12 protein-coding genes are annotated in these 16168 nt (G+C 38.1%); 10 read left to right on the top strand and 2 right to left on the bottom strand.

From position 1 onward, the window contains the following. Window positions 1-4 precede the first annotated feature (4 nt). On the top strand, window positions 5-1222 hold the full coding sequence (locus CLO1100_RS13545) for a hypothetical protein (RefSeq protein WP_014314322.1): 1218 nt from the start codon (window positions 5-7) through the stop codon (window positions 1220-1222). Between the two features lie 58 nt (window positions 1223-1280). Here CLO1100_RS13545 and CLO1100_RS13540 read toward each other — a convergent pair whose 3' ends face one another. Beyond that, window positions 1281-1859 (bottom strand): TetR-like C-terminal domain-containing protein, encoded by a 579-nt coding sequence (locus CLO1100_RS13540; RefSeq protein ID WP_014314321.1) that lies wholly within the window; start codon window positions 1857-1859, stop codon window positions 1281-1283. A gap of 171 nt (window positions 1860-2030) precedes the next feature. On the opposite strand from CLO1100_RS13540, the gene CLO1100_RS13535 reads away from it, so the two are divergent. The 9 genes from CLO1100_RS13535 (at window position 2031) to CLO1100_RS13495 (ending at window position 15128) form a co-directional block, all read left to right on the top strand. After that, complete coding sequence (locus tag CLO1100_RS13535; protein WP_014314320.1) at window positions 2031-2732, top strand: ABC transporter ATP-binding protein; 702 nt, start codon at window positions 2031-2033, stop codon at window positions 2730-2732. After that, window positions 2726-5779, top strand: coding sequence for an ABC transporter permease (locus CLO1100_RS13530; protein WP_014314319.1), 3054 nt, complete (start codon window positions 2726-2728; stop codon window positions 5777-5779). The genes CLO1100_RS13535 and CLO1100_RS13530 overlap by 7 nt, the downstream gene beginning before the upstream one ends. A gap of 196 nt (window positions 5780-5975) precedes the next feature. Further along, window positions 5976-8366: a N,N'-diacetylchitobiose phosphorylase gene (locus tag CLO1100_RS13525; RefSeq protein WP_014314318.1), complete on the top strand. Its 2391-nt coding sequence runs from the start codon at window positions 5976-5978 to the stop codon at window positions 8364-8366. 68 nt (window positions 8367-8434) lie between these two features. Beyond that, window positions 8435-9418: a radical SAM protein gene (locus CLO1100_RS13520; RefSeq protein ID WP_014314317.1), complete on the top strand. Its 984-nt coding sequence runs from the start codon at window positions 8435-8437 to the stop codon at window positions 9416-9418. A gap of 1 nt (window position 9419) precedes the next feature. Next, on the top strand, window positions 9420-11135 hold the full coding sequence (locus CLO1100_RS13515) for a radical SAM protein (RefSeq protein WP_014314316.1): 1716 nt from the start codon (window positions 9420-9422) through the stop codon (window positions 11133-11135). Between the two features lie 30 nt (window positions 11136-11165). Beyond that, entirely contained in the window at window positions 11166-12446 is a 1281-nt protein-coding gene (locus CLO1100_RS13510; RefSeq protein ID WP_014314315.1) for a radical SAM protein, read from the top strand. Between the two features lie 68 nt (window positions 12447-12514). Further along, a complete protein-coding gene (locus CLO1100_RS13505) occupies window positions 12515-13489 on the top strand; it encodes an ATP-binding cassette domain-containing protein (protein ID WP_014314314.1) in 975 nt (324 codons plus the stop codon). A 9-nt stretch (window positions 13490-13498) separates the two neighbouring features. Beyond that, complete coding sequence (locus tag CLO1100_RS13500; protein ID WP_014314313.1) at window positions 13499-14308, top strand: ABC-2 family transporter protein; 810 nt, start codon at window positions 13499-13501, stop codon at window positions 14306-14308. Between the two features lie 7 nt (window positions 14309-14315). Continuing rightward, the gene (locus tag CLO1100_RS13495) at window positions 14316-15128 is read left to right on the top strand and encodes an ABC-2 family transporter protein (RefSeq protein ID WP_014314312.1); all 813 of its coding nucleotides are present in this window, start codon (window positions 14316-14318) and stop codon (window positions 15126-15128) included. 82 nt (window positions 15129-15210) lie between these two features. Here CLO1100_RS13495 and CLO1100_RS13490 read toward each other — a convergent pair whose 3' ends face one another. Then, window positions 15211-16140: an alpha-hydroxy acid oxidase gene (locus tag CLO1100_RS13490; RefSeq protein ID WP_014314311.1), complete on the bottom strand. Its 930-nt coding sequence runs from the start codon at window positions 16138-16140 to the stop codon at window positions 15211-15213. Window positions 16141-16168 lie beyond the last annotated feature (28 nt).

Below are 16168 nucleotides of genomic sequence, written 5' to 3'. Positions count from 1 at the left end.
ACCTATGTACCAATTGAAAAGAAACAGAATTGCAAGAATTTTTATTTGTATGCTGTTGGTTATGACCATGATTCTGCCCGCAGGTTTAGCAACAAATGTAGCAAATGCAGCTGCTGCCAAGCCGTCAATTCAAGCTAAAGTGACTATTGGAGCAGGAAGTATTGTTAGTAGTTTTGATTACTATTCAAAGGATGACAAGTATACTTTGAAGGTATCAAATTCAGTAAAAAACGCAACTTATAGCTTTACCTCAAGTAATAATAATATAGTAAAAGTAAAGGCTAGTGGAACTACTGCATATTTGACAGGAGTAAAAGCAGGAAGTGCTACTATTACTTGTAATCAGAAATTAAGCGGCAAAACAACAAAGGTTGGTACTTGTACTGTTACAGTAAAAAATTCAACCGTATCTCAGGATTTCGTGCCTGTAGTACCTATGGGAACAAGTGCCCCAAATGAACCCATAGAATTCTCTTACCGTAACAACGATGCAACATATACATACGTTTCCAATAACAAAAATTTTGCTATGAAAGAAAGTCTCAGTCAATTTGACGGAATGTATTTCATTAAACACAGTTTGACAGCAAAAGCGCCCGGAACATATTCCGTAACAGTTAAAGAAACCTATAATAAAATTACCAGAACTGTTGGTACAATCAAGTTTACTGTAAAAAAAGCAACTATGTCAGGAGACGCCTCAGTTGATTTAGGCTCCCCAATTTGGGCTTTTGAGCTTATGAATAATTACAGGTCAGATGTTAATTACCTGTTTATTTCGGAAGACGAAGGAATTGTTGACCTGTATAGTGAGAATAAATCCGTTTATTTTAAAGGCTTAAAAGTAGGAACTACAACCGTAACAATATATGAAAATACAGCTACCCCCGATAAAAACAAGCTGGTTGGAACTTGTAAGATTACTGTAAAGGAAGTTGTATTGGAGGACCTTGAATGTGACTTTGATGCAACGGAATTGTATGTCGGTGATGATCCGGTTAGATTATATATATCAAAAGACCCTTATCATGCACCTGGAACAATTACTGTTACTTCATCAGACACAAAGGTTGTTACCGTGAGTGAGCCTGATGAGGAGGGCATTTGTCTTATCAGTCCGGTAGGTGCCGGAACTGCTACAATCACTATTACTTGTGGAGATATAAAAAAGACTGAAGAAATCACAGTATACGAAGTAGGCACAGAAGACGATGACTATTAATATGTAATATATAAAAGGGTCTGCCGCAAAACATTTTGTTTTGTAGTAGACCCTTTATCTATGACGGCATAAATGATGTTCTGCCGTTGTTTGAGGTTTTTAGTATTAATTCTGCTATGTCTCTGGCAGATTTTCTCATGCCGCTTTTAAGCCACATTTGAATGACACCCACAGCACCGGAGGCTAAAAAGTGAAATAGATACTCTGCATCTTCTTTATTTACTGCGTTACTTCCCAGGATAGGAAGGAAATGCTGTTGCCCTATAATATTAATGAATTCTTGCTGAAATTTTATATCTCCATTTAGATTAAGCAACAGGTCAAAAAGTTCTGCGTTTTCCGCAATATATTCAAGAATCCTCTCAATTAATTTAATATCAATAAGATTAGTTTCTTCGAAATTATATTCATTTAAGTATAAATTAATATCGTCAATAATTTCATTTTCAATTCGTTGGAGTAAATCATACTGATCTGTATAATGTGCATAAAAAGTAGCGCGGTTAATATCTGCATCTTCACAGATTTCTTTTACTGTGATTTTTGATATGGGCTTTTCTTTTAGAAACTTAACAAGGCTGTCCTTAATCACCATCTTGGTATATTTTACACGCCTGTCCGCATTTTTTATTTCCATAAGTGCCTCCCGTACCAAAAAATAAATTTGTTATTTTCTAAACATTTTTTTAATATTTGTCGGGTAACTTACATTTATCAAAATTCTGATTGTTGTATTAGTTTCACACTGTTAATATAATATATTCAAGTTAGATTGTCAACACAGTGTTTAATAAATCGGAGGCAGCAAATGGCGCTTATAAAGTTTGAAAATATTAAGAAAGAATATGCAGTAGGTGATGTAAAGATTACGGCGGTTGACGGTTGTACCTTTTCAATAGAAAAAGGTGAGCTGGTTGTCATACTTGGGCCGTCAGGAGCAGGTAAAACGACAGTCTTAAATCTTCTAGGGGGAATGGACAGTCCCAGCGGCGGTAAAATTATAGTCGATGGTAATGAAATACACAAATACAATAAAAAAAAGCTTGTAAGTTACAGGCGTAGAGATATAGGATTTGTATTTCAGTTTTATAATCTTGTAGGGAATCTGACTGCACTTGAAAATGTTGAACTTGCCTGTCAGATATGCCCTGCTTCACTTGACCCTAAAAATGTCTTGGAACAGGTGGGGTTGTCTGAACGTATGTCCAGTTTTCCAACTCAGCTATCCGGGGGAGAGCAGCAGAGAGTAGCTATAGCAAGAGCAATAGCAAAAAATCCAAAGCTGCTTTTGTGTGATGAACCAACAGGTGCATTGGATAGTGTAACAGGTCAGCGGATTATTGAGCTTCTTCAAAAAACTTGTAAGGAAATGGGTATGACCACAGTTTTAATTACTCACAATGCAGTTATTGCAGATATTGCAGATAAGATAATAAAAATAAAAAACGGCACGGTGGTGGATGTTGTTAGAAACAAAAATCCTAAAAAAGCCGCAGAGATTGTGTGGTGATTAATTTGCTGTATAAAAACACTCTTAAAAAAATAAAGAAATCCTTTGGAAGGTATATATCCCTTTTTATTATAGTCATGATAGGTGTTGGCTTTTTTGCCGGAATACAAGCCACCACACCTGATATTACAGACATAGCGGATAAATATTATAAAGAAAACAATCTTTTGGACTTTAAAGTAGTCAGTACATTAGGTTTGACTGATCAAGATGTTAGTGCAATTAAGAAACTTAAAAATGTAAATGCAGTCATACCAAGCTATTCCCTGGATGTTTTGGAACAGGATAAAGCTATCCGTGTTCACGCAATAGAAGCCGGGGTTAATAACTTGAAGCTTGTGGACGGCAGAATGCCTCAAAAAGATGACGAGTGTATTGCAGACAGTAAAACCTATAAAACAGGGGACAAAATAAAAATTACAAGCGATACGGGCAAAAAGCTAAAAAACAAGGAATATACCGTTACTGGCACAGTACAATCGGTGCTGTATCTTGCTGAAGATTACGGAAACACCACTATAGGTGACGGAAAACTGTCGTCATTTATTTTTATAAACAAGGATAATTTTATTATTGATGCATATACGGAAATATATCTTATTGCAGCAGGCACGGGGAAAACAGCAGCATATTCTAAAGAGTATGATACTGAAAGCTCAAAACTAAAAGACGAACTTCTGAAAATAAAGTCAGACAGAGAAAATGCAAGATATCAGGAAATTTATACGAAAGCTGACAGTGAAATAAGGAAAAATGAAACGAAATTAAATGATGAAAAGGAAAAGGGTGAAAAGAAGCTGGCAGATGCAAAAGCTACCCTTGATGAAAATGCCGGGAAACTGGAAAAAGGAAAAGCTGAACTTATTGCCAACGAGGCAAAACTGAAAAAAAATACCGAAAAGCAAAATGCAGAGTTTGCTTCGGCAAAAGAAAAAATATCGACGGGTTGGAAGGATATAAATAATGCACTTAATCAAAATAAAATAAAAAAAGAAGAAGTAGACACTAAAATCAATGAGCTGAATTCCGCCATTGGGACAATGAAAGCACAGCTAAGCCAGCTTCCCGTTGAAAGTCAGGAATATATCCGACTCAATGCCACTATAAATCAATATTCCGAAATGCAAAAAGGCTTGCTAAAGCTAAAGGAATCAATAACTACCTTAACCACTCAGGAAGCAAAGTTGGATAAAGGTATCAGTACCTACAACAGCGAAATCGCTAAGGCTAAAAGAAAAATAGAACAGGGTAAAATTGAATTAGCCGAGAATGATAAGAAATTGAAGGACGGGTATGCAGAGTACAATAAAAACCTAGAGAAATTTAATACAGAAATAACAGATGCACAGGCAAAGATAACAGATGCACAAAAAGACGTATCTGATATTGAAAAACCCAAATGGCATATATTTGGCAGAGAGGCGGCCGGGGGTTACAGTGAATTAAAATCAGGTATCGACGTGGTTACTTCGGTTGCAGCACTATTTCCATTCTTTTTCATACTAATTGTAATGCTGATGGCATCAAACTCAATGGTCAGAATGATAGAGGAAGAAAGAAGCGAGTTGGGTACATTAACCTCACTGGGGTACAAAGATGGCAGTATAATATCAACATACCTGTTCTACGTACTGTCTGCTTCAGTATTGGGAGCTGTTGTAGGATTTTTTACAGGCTGCGGGATTATTCCTCCGTTGATTTACTCAACATTCCGGTTTAATCTGCCGCCACTTGTTATTAAATACAGCATGGGAACATTTTCGGTAATTTTACTTATTACCTTTGCCCTTATGAGTATAGTAACGGTCATTTCATGTAACAAAGAGCTTAAGCAGAAGCCATCAGCATTAATGCGCCCGGCTCCCCCAAAAAACGGTAAAACGATTGTTCTGGAAAGAATCAAACCACTGTGGAGCCGCTTGTCCTTTACCTGGAAGGTAACTTTGAGAAATATGTTCAGGTATAAAAAGAGAGCCTTTATGACAATTGTTGGAGTAGCGGGGTGTACGGCCCTCCTTCTTGTAGGATTTGGTCTGAGGGACAGCATGAATGGTGTGGCGGAAAAACAGTATGGTGAAATTTTTCGTTATGATAATATGTTTATTTTAAAAGATGAAATTAAAAATATACAAGGTGACTTGGAAAATCTTTTAACAAGGGAGCAAATACAAGAGCCACTTTTACTTAAACAGACTGCCTTAAAATGTGAATCCAAGAATAAAACATACGATGCTTTTTTAATAGTACCTGCTAATGAGGATGTTTTTTATAAATATTTTAACTTGAAAACTCCTTCTGATGGGAATCATTTAACCCTCAATGATAGCGGAGTCATTATTACGAAAAAACTGTCTGAGGCATATAATGCCGGAAAAGGCGATACCATTACCGTAAAAGATGCTGAAAATAATTCTTATAAGTTGACCGTTAGTGGCGTGGCAGAAAACTATACAGCGGATTATATTTATATGAACAATCAAATGTACAATAAAATTTTTGGTAAAGCTGCATCCTATAACGCCATTGTGTCAAATCATAAAACAGATGCAAAGGCTTTTGCAGAAAAGCTTATTGACAGCGGCATGGTCTTAAATGTGGTGTTTAACGGGGACTTGATAAAGAAGGTTCTTGACAGTAACGAAAGCCTTAACAGTATAATTCTGTTGATTGTGGTAGTCGCCTCGCTTTTAGCGATTATCGTTCTTTATAACCTGACATCCATCAATATAAGCGAGCGAACCCGTGAAATTGCAACACTAAAAGTACTGGGTTTTACTGACGAAGAAACAAACGGTTATATTTACCGTGAAGCCTTTATACTTACATTAATAAGTATTGGGGTGGGTCTGATATTGGGAATTTATATCCACGGTTTGGTAATTGACGTAATCGGAGAAAACTCAATGGTGTTATTCAAAAAAATAAAATGGCTTAGCTTTATACTTGCGGCATTGCTCACGGTAATATTCTCTGTGGTAATGCAAGTAGTAACTTATTTCAAGTTGCAGACAATCGACATGATAGAATCACTGAAGTCGGTGGAATAGGAATAAAACCTCAAAAAGATACCTCCTATCGCATAATGTAAATGCGGTAGGGGGTTTTTTATCTGCCCTTCTTTTCAATTCAATTTTATAAAAAATGTAATATATTAAAATATTATAATAATTGACACATTTCTTACATAAATATAAAATAATACGTATTAATGGTAAAAATAATATAAAATGTAAAAGGATGTTTATGAAATACGGTTATTTTGATGATTTTAATAAGGAATATGTTATCACAAGACCTGATACACCTACTCCATGGTCAAATTATTTAGGATCGATGGAATATGGGGCTTTAATAACTAATAATGCAGCCGGATACAGCTTCGTGAAATCCGGCTCCGAGGGGCGAATTTTACGTTTTCGGTTCAACGCAGTTACACAGAATATGCCGGGTAGGTTTATTTACATAAAGGATCAGGATTCGGGAGATTACTGGTCAGCTTCCTGGCAGCCGACAGGTAAGGACTTGAGTAACTATAAATCAGTTTGTCGGCACGGTACAGCTTATACGATTATTTCTTCAGACTATGCCAAAATTTCTTCCGAGACGCTTTACTATGTTCCGTTGGGTCAAAACCACGAGGTCTGGCATTTTAAAATAAGGAACAATGATACAAAAAGACGGAAAATATCTGTTTTCAGCTATGCAGAGTTTACAAGTGATAATAATTCCATGCTGGATATGGAGAATATCCAGTACACCCGGTTTCTAAGCCGTACATATTTTAAGGACAACTACATACTACAATCACTAAAAGAACTGGCTGAGGAAAGGGTTTTTCGGTTCTTTGCCACCAGCGGCGGAGTAAAGGTTTCAGGATATGATGGTTCAAGAGAAAAATTTGTAGGATTCTACGGGTCGTACAGTAATCCTTTGGCATTGACCAATGGATACTGCAGTAACTCGTTAAATTATACCGGGAACTCCTGCGGTTCTCTTCAAATAGATTTGGATTTATTACCCGGTAGCGAGAAGGAAATCGTTTTTATTCTTGGGGAGGGTAATGAAGAGACGGCTGAAATGAAGGTAAAGCATTACAATGTCGGAGGAGTGGTTGAAGAAGAACTGGCACAGTTAAAGGCTTATTGGCATGGTAAGCTGGAAGTATTTCAGGTAAAAACGCCTGATTCCGCCTTTAACAATATGATGAATGTATGGCACAGCTATGAATGCTTTGTGAATACCTTCTGGTCCAGGACAGCTTCCCTTATTTACTCAAGCCTGAGAAATGGCTTTGGTTACAGGGATACAATGGCAGATATTCAGAGCATTATGCATCTTGACAGTAAGCTTGCAGGTGAAAGATTGGTTACAATGTTGTCGGGGCAGGTATCAAACGGAGGAGCTCTTCCTCTTGTCAGGTTTGACCATAAGCCCGGGGCCGAACCGGTTCCGGGTTCTTCAGAGTATCAGGATAAGACGGGCTATAAGGAATATCGCTGTGATGATGCACTTTGGCTGTTTCAAGCTGTTCCCCAATACATAAAGGAAAGCGGTGAGCTTGATTTTGTCGACAAGATTATTCCCTACTCCGACAAAGGCGAAGATACTGTTTACGGGCATCTAAAAAAGGCACTAGAGTTTAGCCTTGAAAGATTGGGTCAGCATAATCTGGTACTGGGCATTGATACAGACTGGAACGACTGTCTGAGGCTTGGAGAGAAGGGAGAATCTGTTTTTGCCTCCTTTCAGCTTTATCTGGCAATATGTGAATTCAAAAAAATTGCACTGAGTAAGGGGAACTGCGAGGATGCGGATTGGGCGGAAAAGAACAGAGAAAAACTATATGACAGTCTACAGAAGTATTGTTGGGAGGACGGCCAGTTTATAAGAGCCTTTACAGGGGACAACCAGGTAATTGGTTCATCTAAAAGTAAGGAAGCTGCTTTGTGGCTGAATCCACAAACCTGGTCAGTTATTAGCGGTGTTGCGACACATGACCAGGCCGAAGAAGCATTAGACAAAGTACACAATATCCTCAAAACCAAATACGGTGCAATGCTTTTCTATCCAGCAACAAAGACGGTTGGACCGCCAATATTCCTTATGAGCTTATATCCACCCGGAATAAAGGAAAATGCCAGCATATTTTTAATGGCGGAAGCGTGGATTATCCAGGCAGAAGCTATGATGGGTCACGGAAACCGTGCATGGGATTACTATAACAGTACTAATCCGGCAGCTCAAAACGACTCGGCTGATTTACGCAATACAGAGCCATATGTTTACAGTCAGTTTGTTGACGGACTGGAAAGCCCGAACCACGGCAGATCTCATGGACACTGGTTGACAGGTTCCGCTTCATCTATAATGACTGCCGTAGTTGAAGGAATTTTGGGAGTTAAAGCTGACTACAACGGATTAATTATTGATCCATGCATTCCATCGGAATGGAAAGAATTCAGTATGGTAAGACATTTCAGAGGAAAGAAACTGAATATTATTGTACAAAATCCCGGTGGTGTAGAAAAAGGTGTAAAAAAAATTAGCATAAACGGTAAAACCATATTGAACAGCTGCCTTATCCCGCTGGATTATATGGAGGCCGTAAATGCTGTCCAGGTAATTATGGGTTGAAATAAATAAGTTTGTAAATTGTATGGCTAATAATTCAAAAAATAAATATTTAAATTTAGGAGGTTATTATGATTAATTTACCGGCAGGATTTTCATCCGAAGAGCAATATCAGTTTCCCAATATAATCAATGTTTGTATATTCAAGGGTGAATGTTCAGCAAACTGTGTACACTGCCCGATAGGCATTACGGCAATAAGTGAAAGAAAAGAGAAATTTGGAAGCGGTTCTATGAGCTTGGAGGTATTTAAGAAAATTGCGGATGAAGTAGCAGCATATCCACACTGTACCCTTCGTATTCATTCTGTGGGAGAACCGCTGATGTGGGAAAATCTGATTGAAGCGGTTGAGTATACCCACTCAAAGGGAATCATAACCTGGATATTTACTAATGCTGTTACAACAGATAAGAAGCTGCTTGAAACAGTGGTTTCAAAGTGCAGTGTTGTGGAAGTTTCAGTTAACAGTATAGATTCAATGGACTATAAAGAAACAAAAGGCGTGGATGCTTTTGAGCTGGTTAAGGAAAACATAGAGTACATGCATAAATATATCAATGACAATCACTTGAGTACAAGGTTTTTATTAAGCCGTGTTGAAAGCGATGATAAGGAATACGACCAAAGTTTCCTGTCATATTGGGAAAAAACCGGTTATGCCGACGATATTTTTGTAAGGTCTTATCATTCATATAACAGTCTCATAGAAGATAAAATCAAGAATAACAAGGTTGTTGCATGCCATGTCCACTGGGGAAGGTTCAATGTTGATACCAACGGGGAGGTTGTAGTCTGTTTCAATGAGCTGTTTAAAGGTCCGGAAATGGACAGGACCCTGGTTTTGGGAGATTTGAAGAAACAGTCAATTCAGGAAATATGGCATGGTGAAAAATTGGCCAAAATACGCTCCTCACAGATTGAAAATAAGCCTGAACTGGTTGATTTTACAAATAACCTTCCTTGCGGAAATTGTACATATTGTCAGCCCTTATTATCTGATTCAGTAAAGAGTGAGAATCAGATAAATTATATTTTAAACAGTAGGAATAAATAATATGAAAACATATAAGATTCGTGAAGAAAAAGAAGGGGCTATGTTGTTTGATAGCTTGACCGGCTCAACATCATACTTAACTGAATTGCAGTATCGGAGCATCTTGGAGCATAATTCAGATGAATTCAAATATCTTTTTGATGAAAACAATACCCCCTTGTTTACAATATTCAGGCCACAAAAAGACCGGGAATCCTTGCCTTCAGACTGCTTATCGGCTCCTTCAAAGGTCTATTTTGAAATAACCAGACGCTGTAATCTTAAATGTGTGTACTGTTACAACAACAGCCGGAATGATTTCTCTAAGGAACTTGGGAAAGAGCAGATTTTCAGACTTATAGACGAACTGTATAAAGCGGGAACCTTTGAAATCAGGCTTACAGGTGGTGAACCCACACTTCATCCGGATTTTTTTGAAATAGTCAAATATATAAAGGATAAGAACTTTTTTATTTCACTGGGTACTAACGGTGTGTGGAGTGATGAACTAATAGAGAGAATAGGTCAGTCGGGTATAAGGATAGTTATAATAAGTCTTGACGGTACAGAAGAATATAACGATAAGTCCCGGGGGAAGGGAACCTTCAAGGCAATAACCAACACCATAAGACAATTAAAAAAAGTTGGGAATATAACCTTGAAAATAAACAGTGTCATATGCAGGGAAAACAGAGACCAGCTAGAGAAAATTGTTGCTTTGGCAGATGAAATGGGGATTGATGGTGTCAATCTTGCCCCTCTGCGGGTTTCTGGCAGGGCTGACGGCTCTGGGTACGGCACACCGCTTTTACCTGCTGATATGTATTCTGTTGTTTCAAAAGTAACGGAGCTTCGTAAGAAATGCAAGGTTAGAATACAAACCTATTATGACATTATTGAAGCCCCTGATTTATCTGAGAAATTTCCATCCTCATTACTTAATAATAAAAGCTGTGCAGCAGGGATAGAAGTTGCTGCAATATCCCCCTTCGGAGAAGTATACGGCTGTGTGGTCTCACCTGCCAATGAGACAGAGAATACCCCCGCCAAAATATTGTTTACTGCAGGTAATCTGTCAGAAGGAAATTTCATTGATATATGGCTTGATTCTTCCCGCTGGAATGTATACAGAAATCTTAGCATAAACAAAAGTTCAAAGTGTTTGGAGTGTAATCACTATTCAAAGAGGTGTTTTGGAAATTGCGTGGTGGATTCATACAGTCAGGGAGGCAGTCCCAATGCTGATAGTCCCCTTTGCTTTATTGACATAATATACGAAAAGGCCTGTGCGTCAGAAAATAGCAAAATACATAAAATTGGAACAGCCATAATAATTGAAGACTCACAGGGAAAGCTCCTTCTTCACCACAGGGACTGTAATCCAAAAATAAAGTACCCCGGAACATGGGTACTATTTGGAGGCGGAAAAGAGTGTGGTGAGACTCCTGAGGAAGCTATCAGGCGTGAGCTGATGGAAGAACTTAATCTGGATATATCTGATTTCACATTCTACTGCAATTACCATTATAACGACGAGGAAGAGGAGCATTTGCAATTCGTTTATCATATGAAAATGGATTTGGATATTTCAGAGGTTAAACTGAATGAGGGTGCAGGACTAGGTTACTTTAGTCGCCATGAGATAAATAATTTACAGTTAGGATTTAATATCAGAGAGATAATTGAAGATTTTTTCTCAAGGCAGTCTGCACAAGTGCTATTTCATACAAATCCGTAATATTTTTAAATGAGGAGGAGAAGTGGGCTAATGATAAAAGAGGTTAGAACAGTATTAATAAATTTGCCGATACCATTTGTTGATGATGATGAACGTCAGCCGCCGGGTGGACTTGTTTCAATTGCAACATATGTAAGGTCAAAGGGCTTTGATATAAAGGTATGTGATTTATCAGGTGTGCTTGAAGATAACTTAATCGATTATATTGAGGAAGCTGAGATTTATGGTATAGGGACCTATTCAGCTACCTATGACATAGCACAAAAGTTGCTAAGAGAATTAAGAAAAAAATACCCTAAATCTATTGTAGTTGCGGGAGGACCACATGCAAGTGCATTGCCGGAACAGGTTGCAAAGGATTTTGATGTGGTTATCTGCGGTGAGGGCGAATATGTTTTTTATGACTTGATAAAAAAAGTAAAAGAAGGAATAATTCCTGATAGAATTATTGAGGCGGAGGTTATTAAGAACCTAGATGACCTTCCTTTTCCGGACTATGATTACTTTTGCAATATGAGCAAATATACAAGGCGAATAGACAATCTGCCTGTAATATGTCTCGATAGTTCCAGGGGTTGTAACTTCACATGCCGGTTTTGCAATTCCAATGTCAGCAAGCGTGGATACTGGAGGGCCAGAAGTCCCGAAAACGTTATAGAAGAAGTAAGGATGAATTATGATAAGGGCTGGCGAGCTTTCAGGTTTAATGATGATAATTTTTTGGCTGATCCTAAACGTGCAATGAAAATATGTCAATTGATTAAACCACTAAATATCAAGTGGAGGATTTTTGCCAGGGCGGAGTCATTAAGCCTTGACATTTGCAAAACCCTGCTTGACGCAGGTTGTACACATATCAGTGTAGGAATTGAATCACTGTCAGCATCAATGCTGTCTAAAATGGGGAAGGCCACATCAATTGAACGTATTAAATGGGGGCTGAACAATGCATTTGAAGCCGGAATCAGAACCAGAGGTTTTTTCATAGTAGGATTTCCCGGGGAAAGCGATGAGACAATTTCCGAAACCATAAAATCTCTTGAAGGCCTGAAACTTGGTGAGGCTACGGTTTATCCATGTTTGCCGTACCCCGGTACAGACCTGTATTCAAGACCTGATCATTATGGTATAACATGGATTGATAAAAACTTCTCAAATTACATACAGGTGGGTAAGGAAAAACTAACGGGTTATGCAATCAGGACAAACACTTTCGGACCAGAAGATATGCAGAGATGGAGAGATATTTTGATGGATGCTCTAAAACAAAATAATATCAATTGGTGTGACGAAACTAAGGAAGTAGTTTAAATTATTTACTTATTTTACCAATCATGTTATAGTTGGTAAAGTAAATTACTTATACAGGAGAACTGATAATGTCCGAAATTGAAGTAAGATTACTTTCTAAGCAATTTTCATATTACGAAAAGCAGACAGGACTGGGAAACTCCGTAAAAAATCTTTTTCATAGAGAAAAACTATGTAAAGATGCTGTAAAAGAGGTTTCCTTTGAAATTAAAGCAGGTGAAATGGTAGGATTTATAGGTTCAAACGGTGCAGGTAAAACAACTACCTTAAAAATGCTGTCTGGAATACTTTTTCCTACCAGCGGAGAAGCCAGAATATGCGGTTTTGTGCCATGGGAACGAAAAGTTGAATTCAAAAGGAATATTTCCATTGTTATGGGTCAAAAGAACCAGCTGTGGTGGGATCTTCCTGCCAGTGAATCTTTTTATCTGAATAAGTGTATTTATGAAATGGATAACCTGGCTTATTCACAGTTTCTGGAAGAACTTGCAGAACTCCTTGACGTAAAGCATTTGCTGAATATTCAGGTACGTCGTCTTTCACTTGGTGAACGGATGAAAATGGAGCTGATTGCAGCTCTGATACATAAACCCAGAGTACTGTTCCTTGATGAGCCGACTATAGGGTTGGATATAATGTCACAAAAGAAAATTCGCAGTTTTTTAAAATACTACAATGAACAGTATAAATCTACAATACTTCTCACAAGTCACTATATGAAGGATATTGAGGATCTTTGCAGGCGGGCTGTTGTTATAAGCAAGGGAGCCGTGGTATATGACGGTGAATTGGCTCGGATAAATGATGTATTCAGCGGAAAGAAGCTGGTTCGTCTACAATTATCACGGCAAGTGGAATTGCCTGTGCTGCAAAGCTTCGGAGAAGTGCTTGAAACTGACGGCTATTCAGCCACCTTTGAGGTTTACCGTCAAAATGCATTACAGTTAACAAAGAGTATACAGGATAAGCTCCCGGTTGAGGATTTTAATATTGTCGATGTCCCTGTTGAGGAAGGCATAGCAATGCTGCTTCAGAAAGGATAGAATTAATTAATGAGATCATCTAACAAATATCTGTTTTCATTTCAAATTGGAATGCAGAATGCAATGGAGTACCGTGCTAATTTTTTCTTAAGCATACTTGCTGCAATAGTTCCTATTTTCATACAAACCTTTCTGTGGATATCTGTTTATAAAAATTCCGAAAGTTCGGTAGTATTCGGATATTCTTTTGCTCAGATTATCCAGTATACTGTTATAGCCCAGCTGGTATCCAGGTTTGTCAGAACTGATTTTGAAGCTGAAATAAATGAGGATATAAAAAATGGCGGACTGAACAAATTTATCGTTCGTCCGATAGGGTATTTTACCCATAAGCTTTGCTGCTTTATGGGGCAAAAGGTTGTAAACCTTGTTGTAATGATAATTCTATTTATCACTTCAATTTTAGTATTGAAGTTCTCGCTGGGTGTCGTCCTTACTGTACAGGCCATGGTGGCATTTACAATTTCTTTGATATTATCTCTGTGCCTTAATTTTTTAATCTTCTTTTGTGTAAGCACCCTTTGCTTTTGGCTAAATGAAATCGGCTTTATTTTTGAAGCAGTGCGGATAATAATTATTACTTTAAGCGGGGGTATTTTTCCCCTTAGTATTTTCGGTTCAAAAGTGGTGTCCATACTGGATTTGATGCCGTTTAAGTATACTATCAACTTTCCTGTTGATGTTTTAAATTCCCAGATTATCGGTTGGGGAATAGCAAGAGGCCTGTGTATACAGGTCGGGTGGATATTGTGCATTGCACTGCTTGCAAATTTATTCTGGTTCATAGGGTCAAAGAAGTACATAGCGGTAGGGGGCTAAAGCTAAAATGGAGAGAATTCTTAAAGTTATAAAGAAGCATATTATTGTCTATTGGATTTTTGTAAAAAACAATTTAATGGCACAGATGGAATACAGAGTTAATTTCTTTTCCGGTATAGCTATGGAAATCGGGTACCTCTTTGTAAAGCTTCTTTATGTTATTGTAATTTTCCGTTCAGGTGCCAATATAAACGGCTTTACTCCAAATGAGCTTTTGGTTTTTGCGGGGACATTTATTATTTTGACAGGCTTCCATGCAGGGTTGTTCATGGTCAATTTTATGAGTATGCGTACATTGGTGCGTGAGGGAATGCTGGATTTTTACATGGTTAAACCTGTTTCAGTCCAATTTATTGCAACTTTACGCCGCTCAGATATGGGTTTGTTTGTGACTGATGTTACAGCCGGTATTATTCTGGTAGCTTTGGGAGTTATCAGGATGAAGCTTTCCCTGACGATACTTCAAATTCTTGGCTACGCAATGTTTGTTGCCTGCGGTGTCGCTATAGGCTATTCACTTTTTCTTATTCCTCAGATTTTAACCTTCTGGTTTATTAACACCAGTGCAATAGGTGAGACATTTAATTCTTTCTGGGATATAAATAATGTACCTATGGTAGTTTTTAGTAAATGGTTCCAAAGAATCGGAATCTTTGTAATTCCTATCTTTGTGGTAACAAACTTTCCTGCTCTTTTTATTCTTGATAAGATGAGCCCGCTATATTTTGCATGGGGACTAATTGCCCCTGTTGTGGCTTTTGTATTGGTACGTCTCTTATGGAAAGTGGCAATCAGAAATTACTCAAGTGCAAGCAGTTGATTTTAAAACATCGGTTTTACTGCTTATACTAAAAAGGACTGAGTCCGGTAAAAATCGGATACAGTCCTTAAAATAGTTAATATTACGGAGTTAATGCATTAGGTCCGACAGGACTTTGCCAAATCACAGAAGCATTAATGGAGGCAATGTTCTTTGAACATGTCCTTGCCATTACACCTGCAAGTTCTTCAGTCAATTCTTCAATTTTGCTCTGCACCCCGTTGGCTCCGGCTTCCTTAAGGTGGGGAATTAACGTACGCCCAACGGACACTGCGTCAGCACCCAGGGCCAATGCCTTAAATACGTCTATACCGCTGGCAATACCGCAATCCACAAAAATTGGTATACTGCGGTTTACGATTTTTGCAATCTTGGGCAGCACCATAAGGGGAGGAACTGCATAATCAATAATTCCGTGATGGTGAGAGATTACTATACCCTTAACACCTGCTTCAAGGCATTTATATGTATCCTTTTCGCTAAGTACACCTTTAATTATAAAAGGCAGTTTGGTGGCCTTTACAAATTCTTTGATTTCATCGAGGGTTTTACCTGACATTGGAAGGCCCAAAACATTGTCAAATTCCCCTTTACTGTTAAAGGAATGATCGATATCCATGCCAAGGGCAAGTACACCGCATTTCTCCGCATGTTCAATTCTCTTGAAAATTGTATTATTATCAGAATGAGGCTTAATAATTTTGATGGTTTTGGCGCCGGTGGCTGTTATTGCTTCCAGCTCAGCTTCATCACCCATGCCTGTCCACATAACTGCGTTGGAAGCCTTGGCTCCTTTTGCCATTTCTACCATTCCGTTTGGACGGCTGTTATTAAGATGGGACAGTGCAGCTGTCATTATTGGTGTAAAAAATTTTTCTCCATAAAGTTCAAGAGCAGTAGATGGTATTACCGAATCAATGTGCCGCATTTCAATCAAAAGCGAATCAAAGTAATGGCGTGTGATTTCATCTGAATCTCCTGCTCTGTAATTATGTTGTACATTTTGTTTCATCTTAAACCTCCACCTGTATTATTTTTTA

It is taken from the genome of Clostridium sp. BNL1100 (assembly GCF_000244875.1).
GTDB lineage: Bacteria > Bacillota > Clostridia > Acetivibrionales > DSM-1351 > Ruminiclostridium.
Note: the sequence above shows the minus strand (reverse complement) of the source record. Positions and strands in the feature narration are given on the sequence as shown.

Bases quoted from the DNA above. Each gene is read 5' to 3' on its own strand.
- CLO1100_RS13545 (WP_014314322.1), top strand. From the start codon at position 5: ATGTACCAATTGAAAAGAAACAGAATTGCAAGAATTTTTATTTGTATG.
- CLO1100_RS13540 (WP_014314321.1), bottom strand. From the start codon at position 1,859: ATGGAAATAAAAAATGCGGACAGGCGTGTAAAATATACCAAGATGGTG.
- CLO1100_RS13535 (WP_014314320.1), top strand. From the start codon at position 2,031: ATGGCGCTTATAAAGTTTGAAAATATTAAGAAAGAATATGCAGTAGGT.
- CLO1100_RS13525 (WP_014314318.1), top strand. From the start codon at position 5,976: ATGAAATACGGTTATTTTGATGATTTTAATAAGGAATATGTTATCACA.
- CLO1100_RS13520 (WP_014314317.1), top strand. From the start codon at position 8,435: ATGATTAATTTACCGGCAGGATTTTCATCCGAAGAGCAATATCAGTTT.
- CLO1100_RS13515 (WP_014314316.1), top strand. From the start codon at position 9,420: ATGAAAACATATAAGATTCGTGAAGAAAAAGAAGGGGCTATGTTGTTT.
- CLO1100_RS13510 (WP_014314315.1), top strand. From the start codon at position 11,166: ATGATAAAAGAGGTTAGAACAGTATTAATAAATTTGCCGATACCATTT.
- CLO1100_RS13505 (WP_014314314.1), top strand. From the start codon at position 12,515: ATGTCCGAAATTGAAGTAAGATTACTTTCTAAGCAATTTTCATATTAC.
- CLO1100_RS13500 (WP_014314313.1), top strand. From the start codon at position 13,499: ATGAGATCATCTAACAAATATCTGTTTTCATTTCAAATTGGAATGCAG.
- CLO1100_RS13495 (WP_014314312.1), top strand. From the start codon at position 14,316: ATGGAGAGAATTCTTAAAGTTATAAAGAAGCATATTATTGTCTATTGG.
- CLO1100_RS13490 (WP_014314311.1), bottom strand. From the start codon at position 16,140: ATGAAACAAAATGTACAACATAATTACAGAGCAGGAGATTCAGATGAA.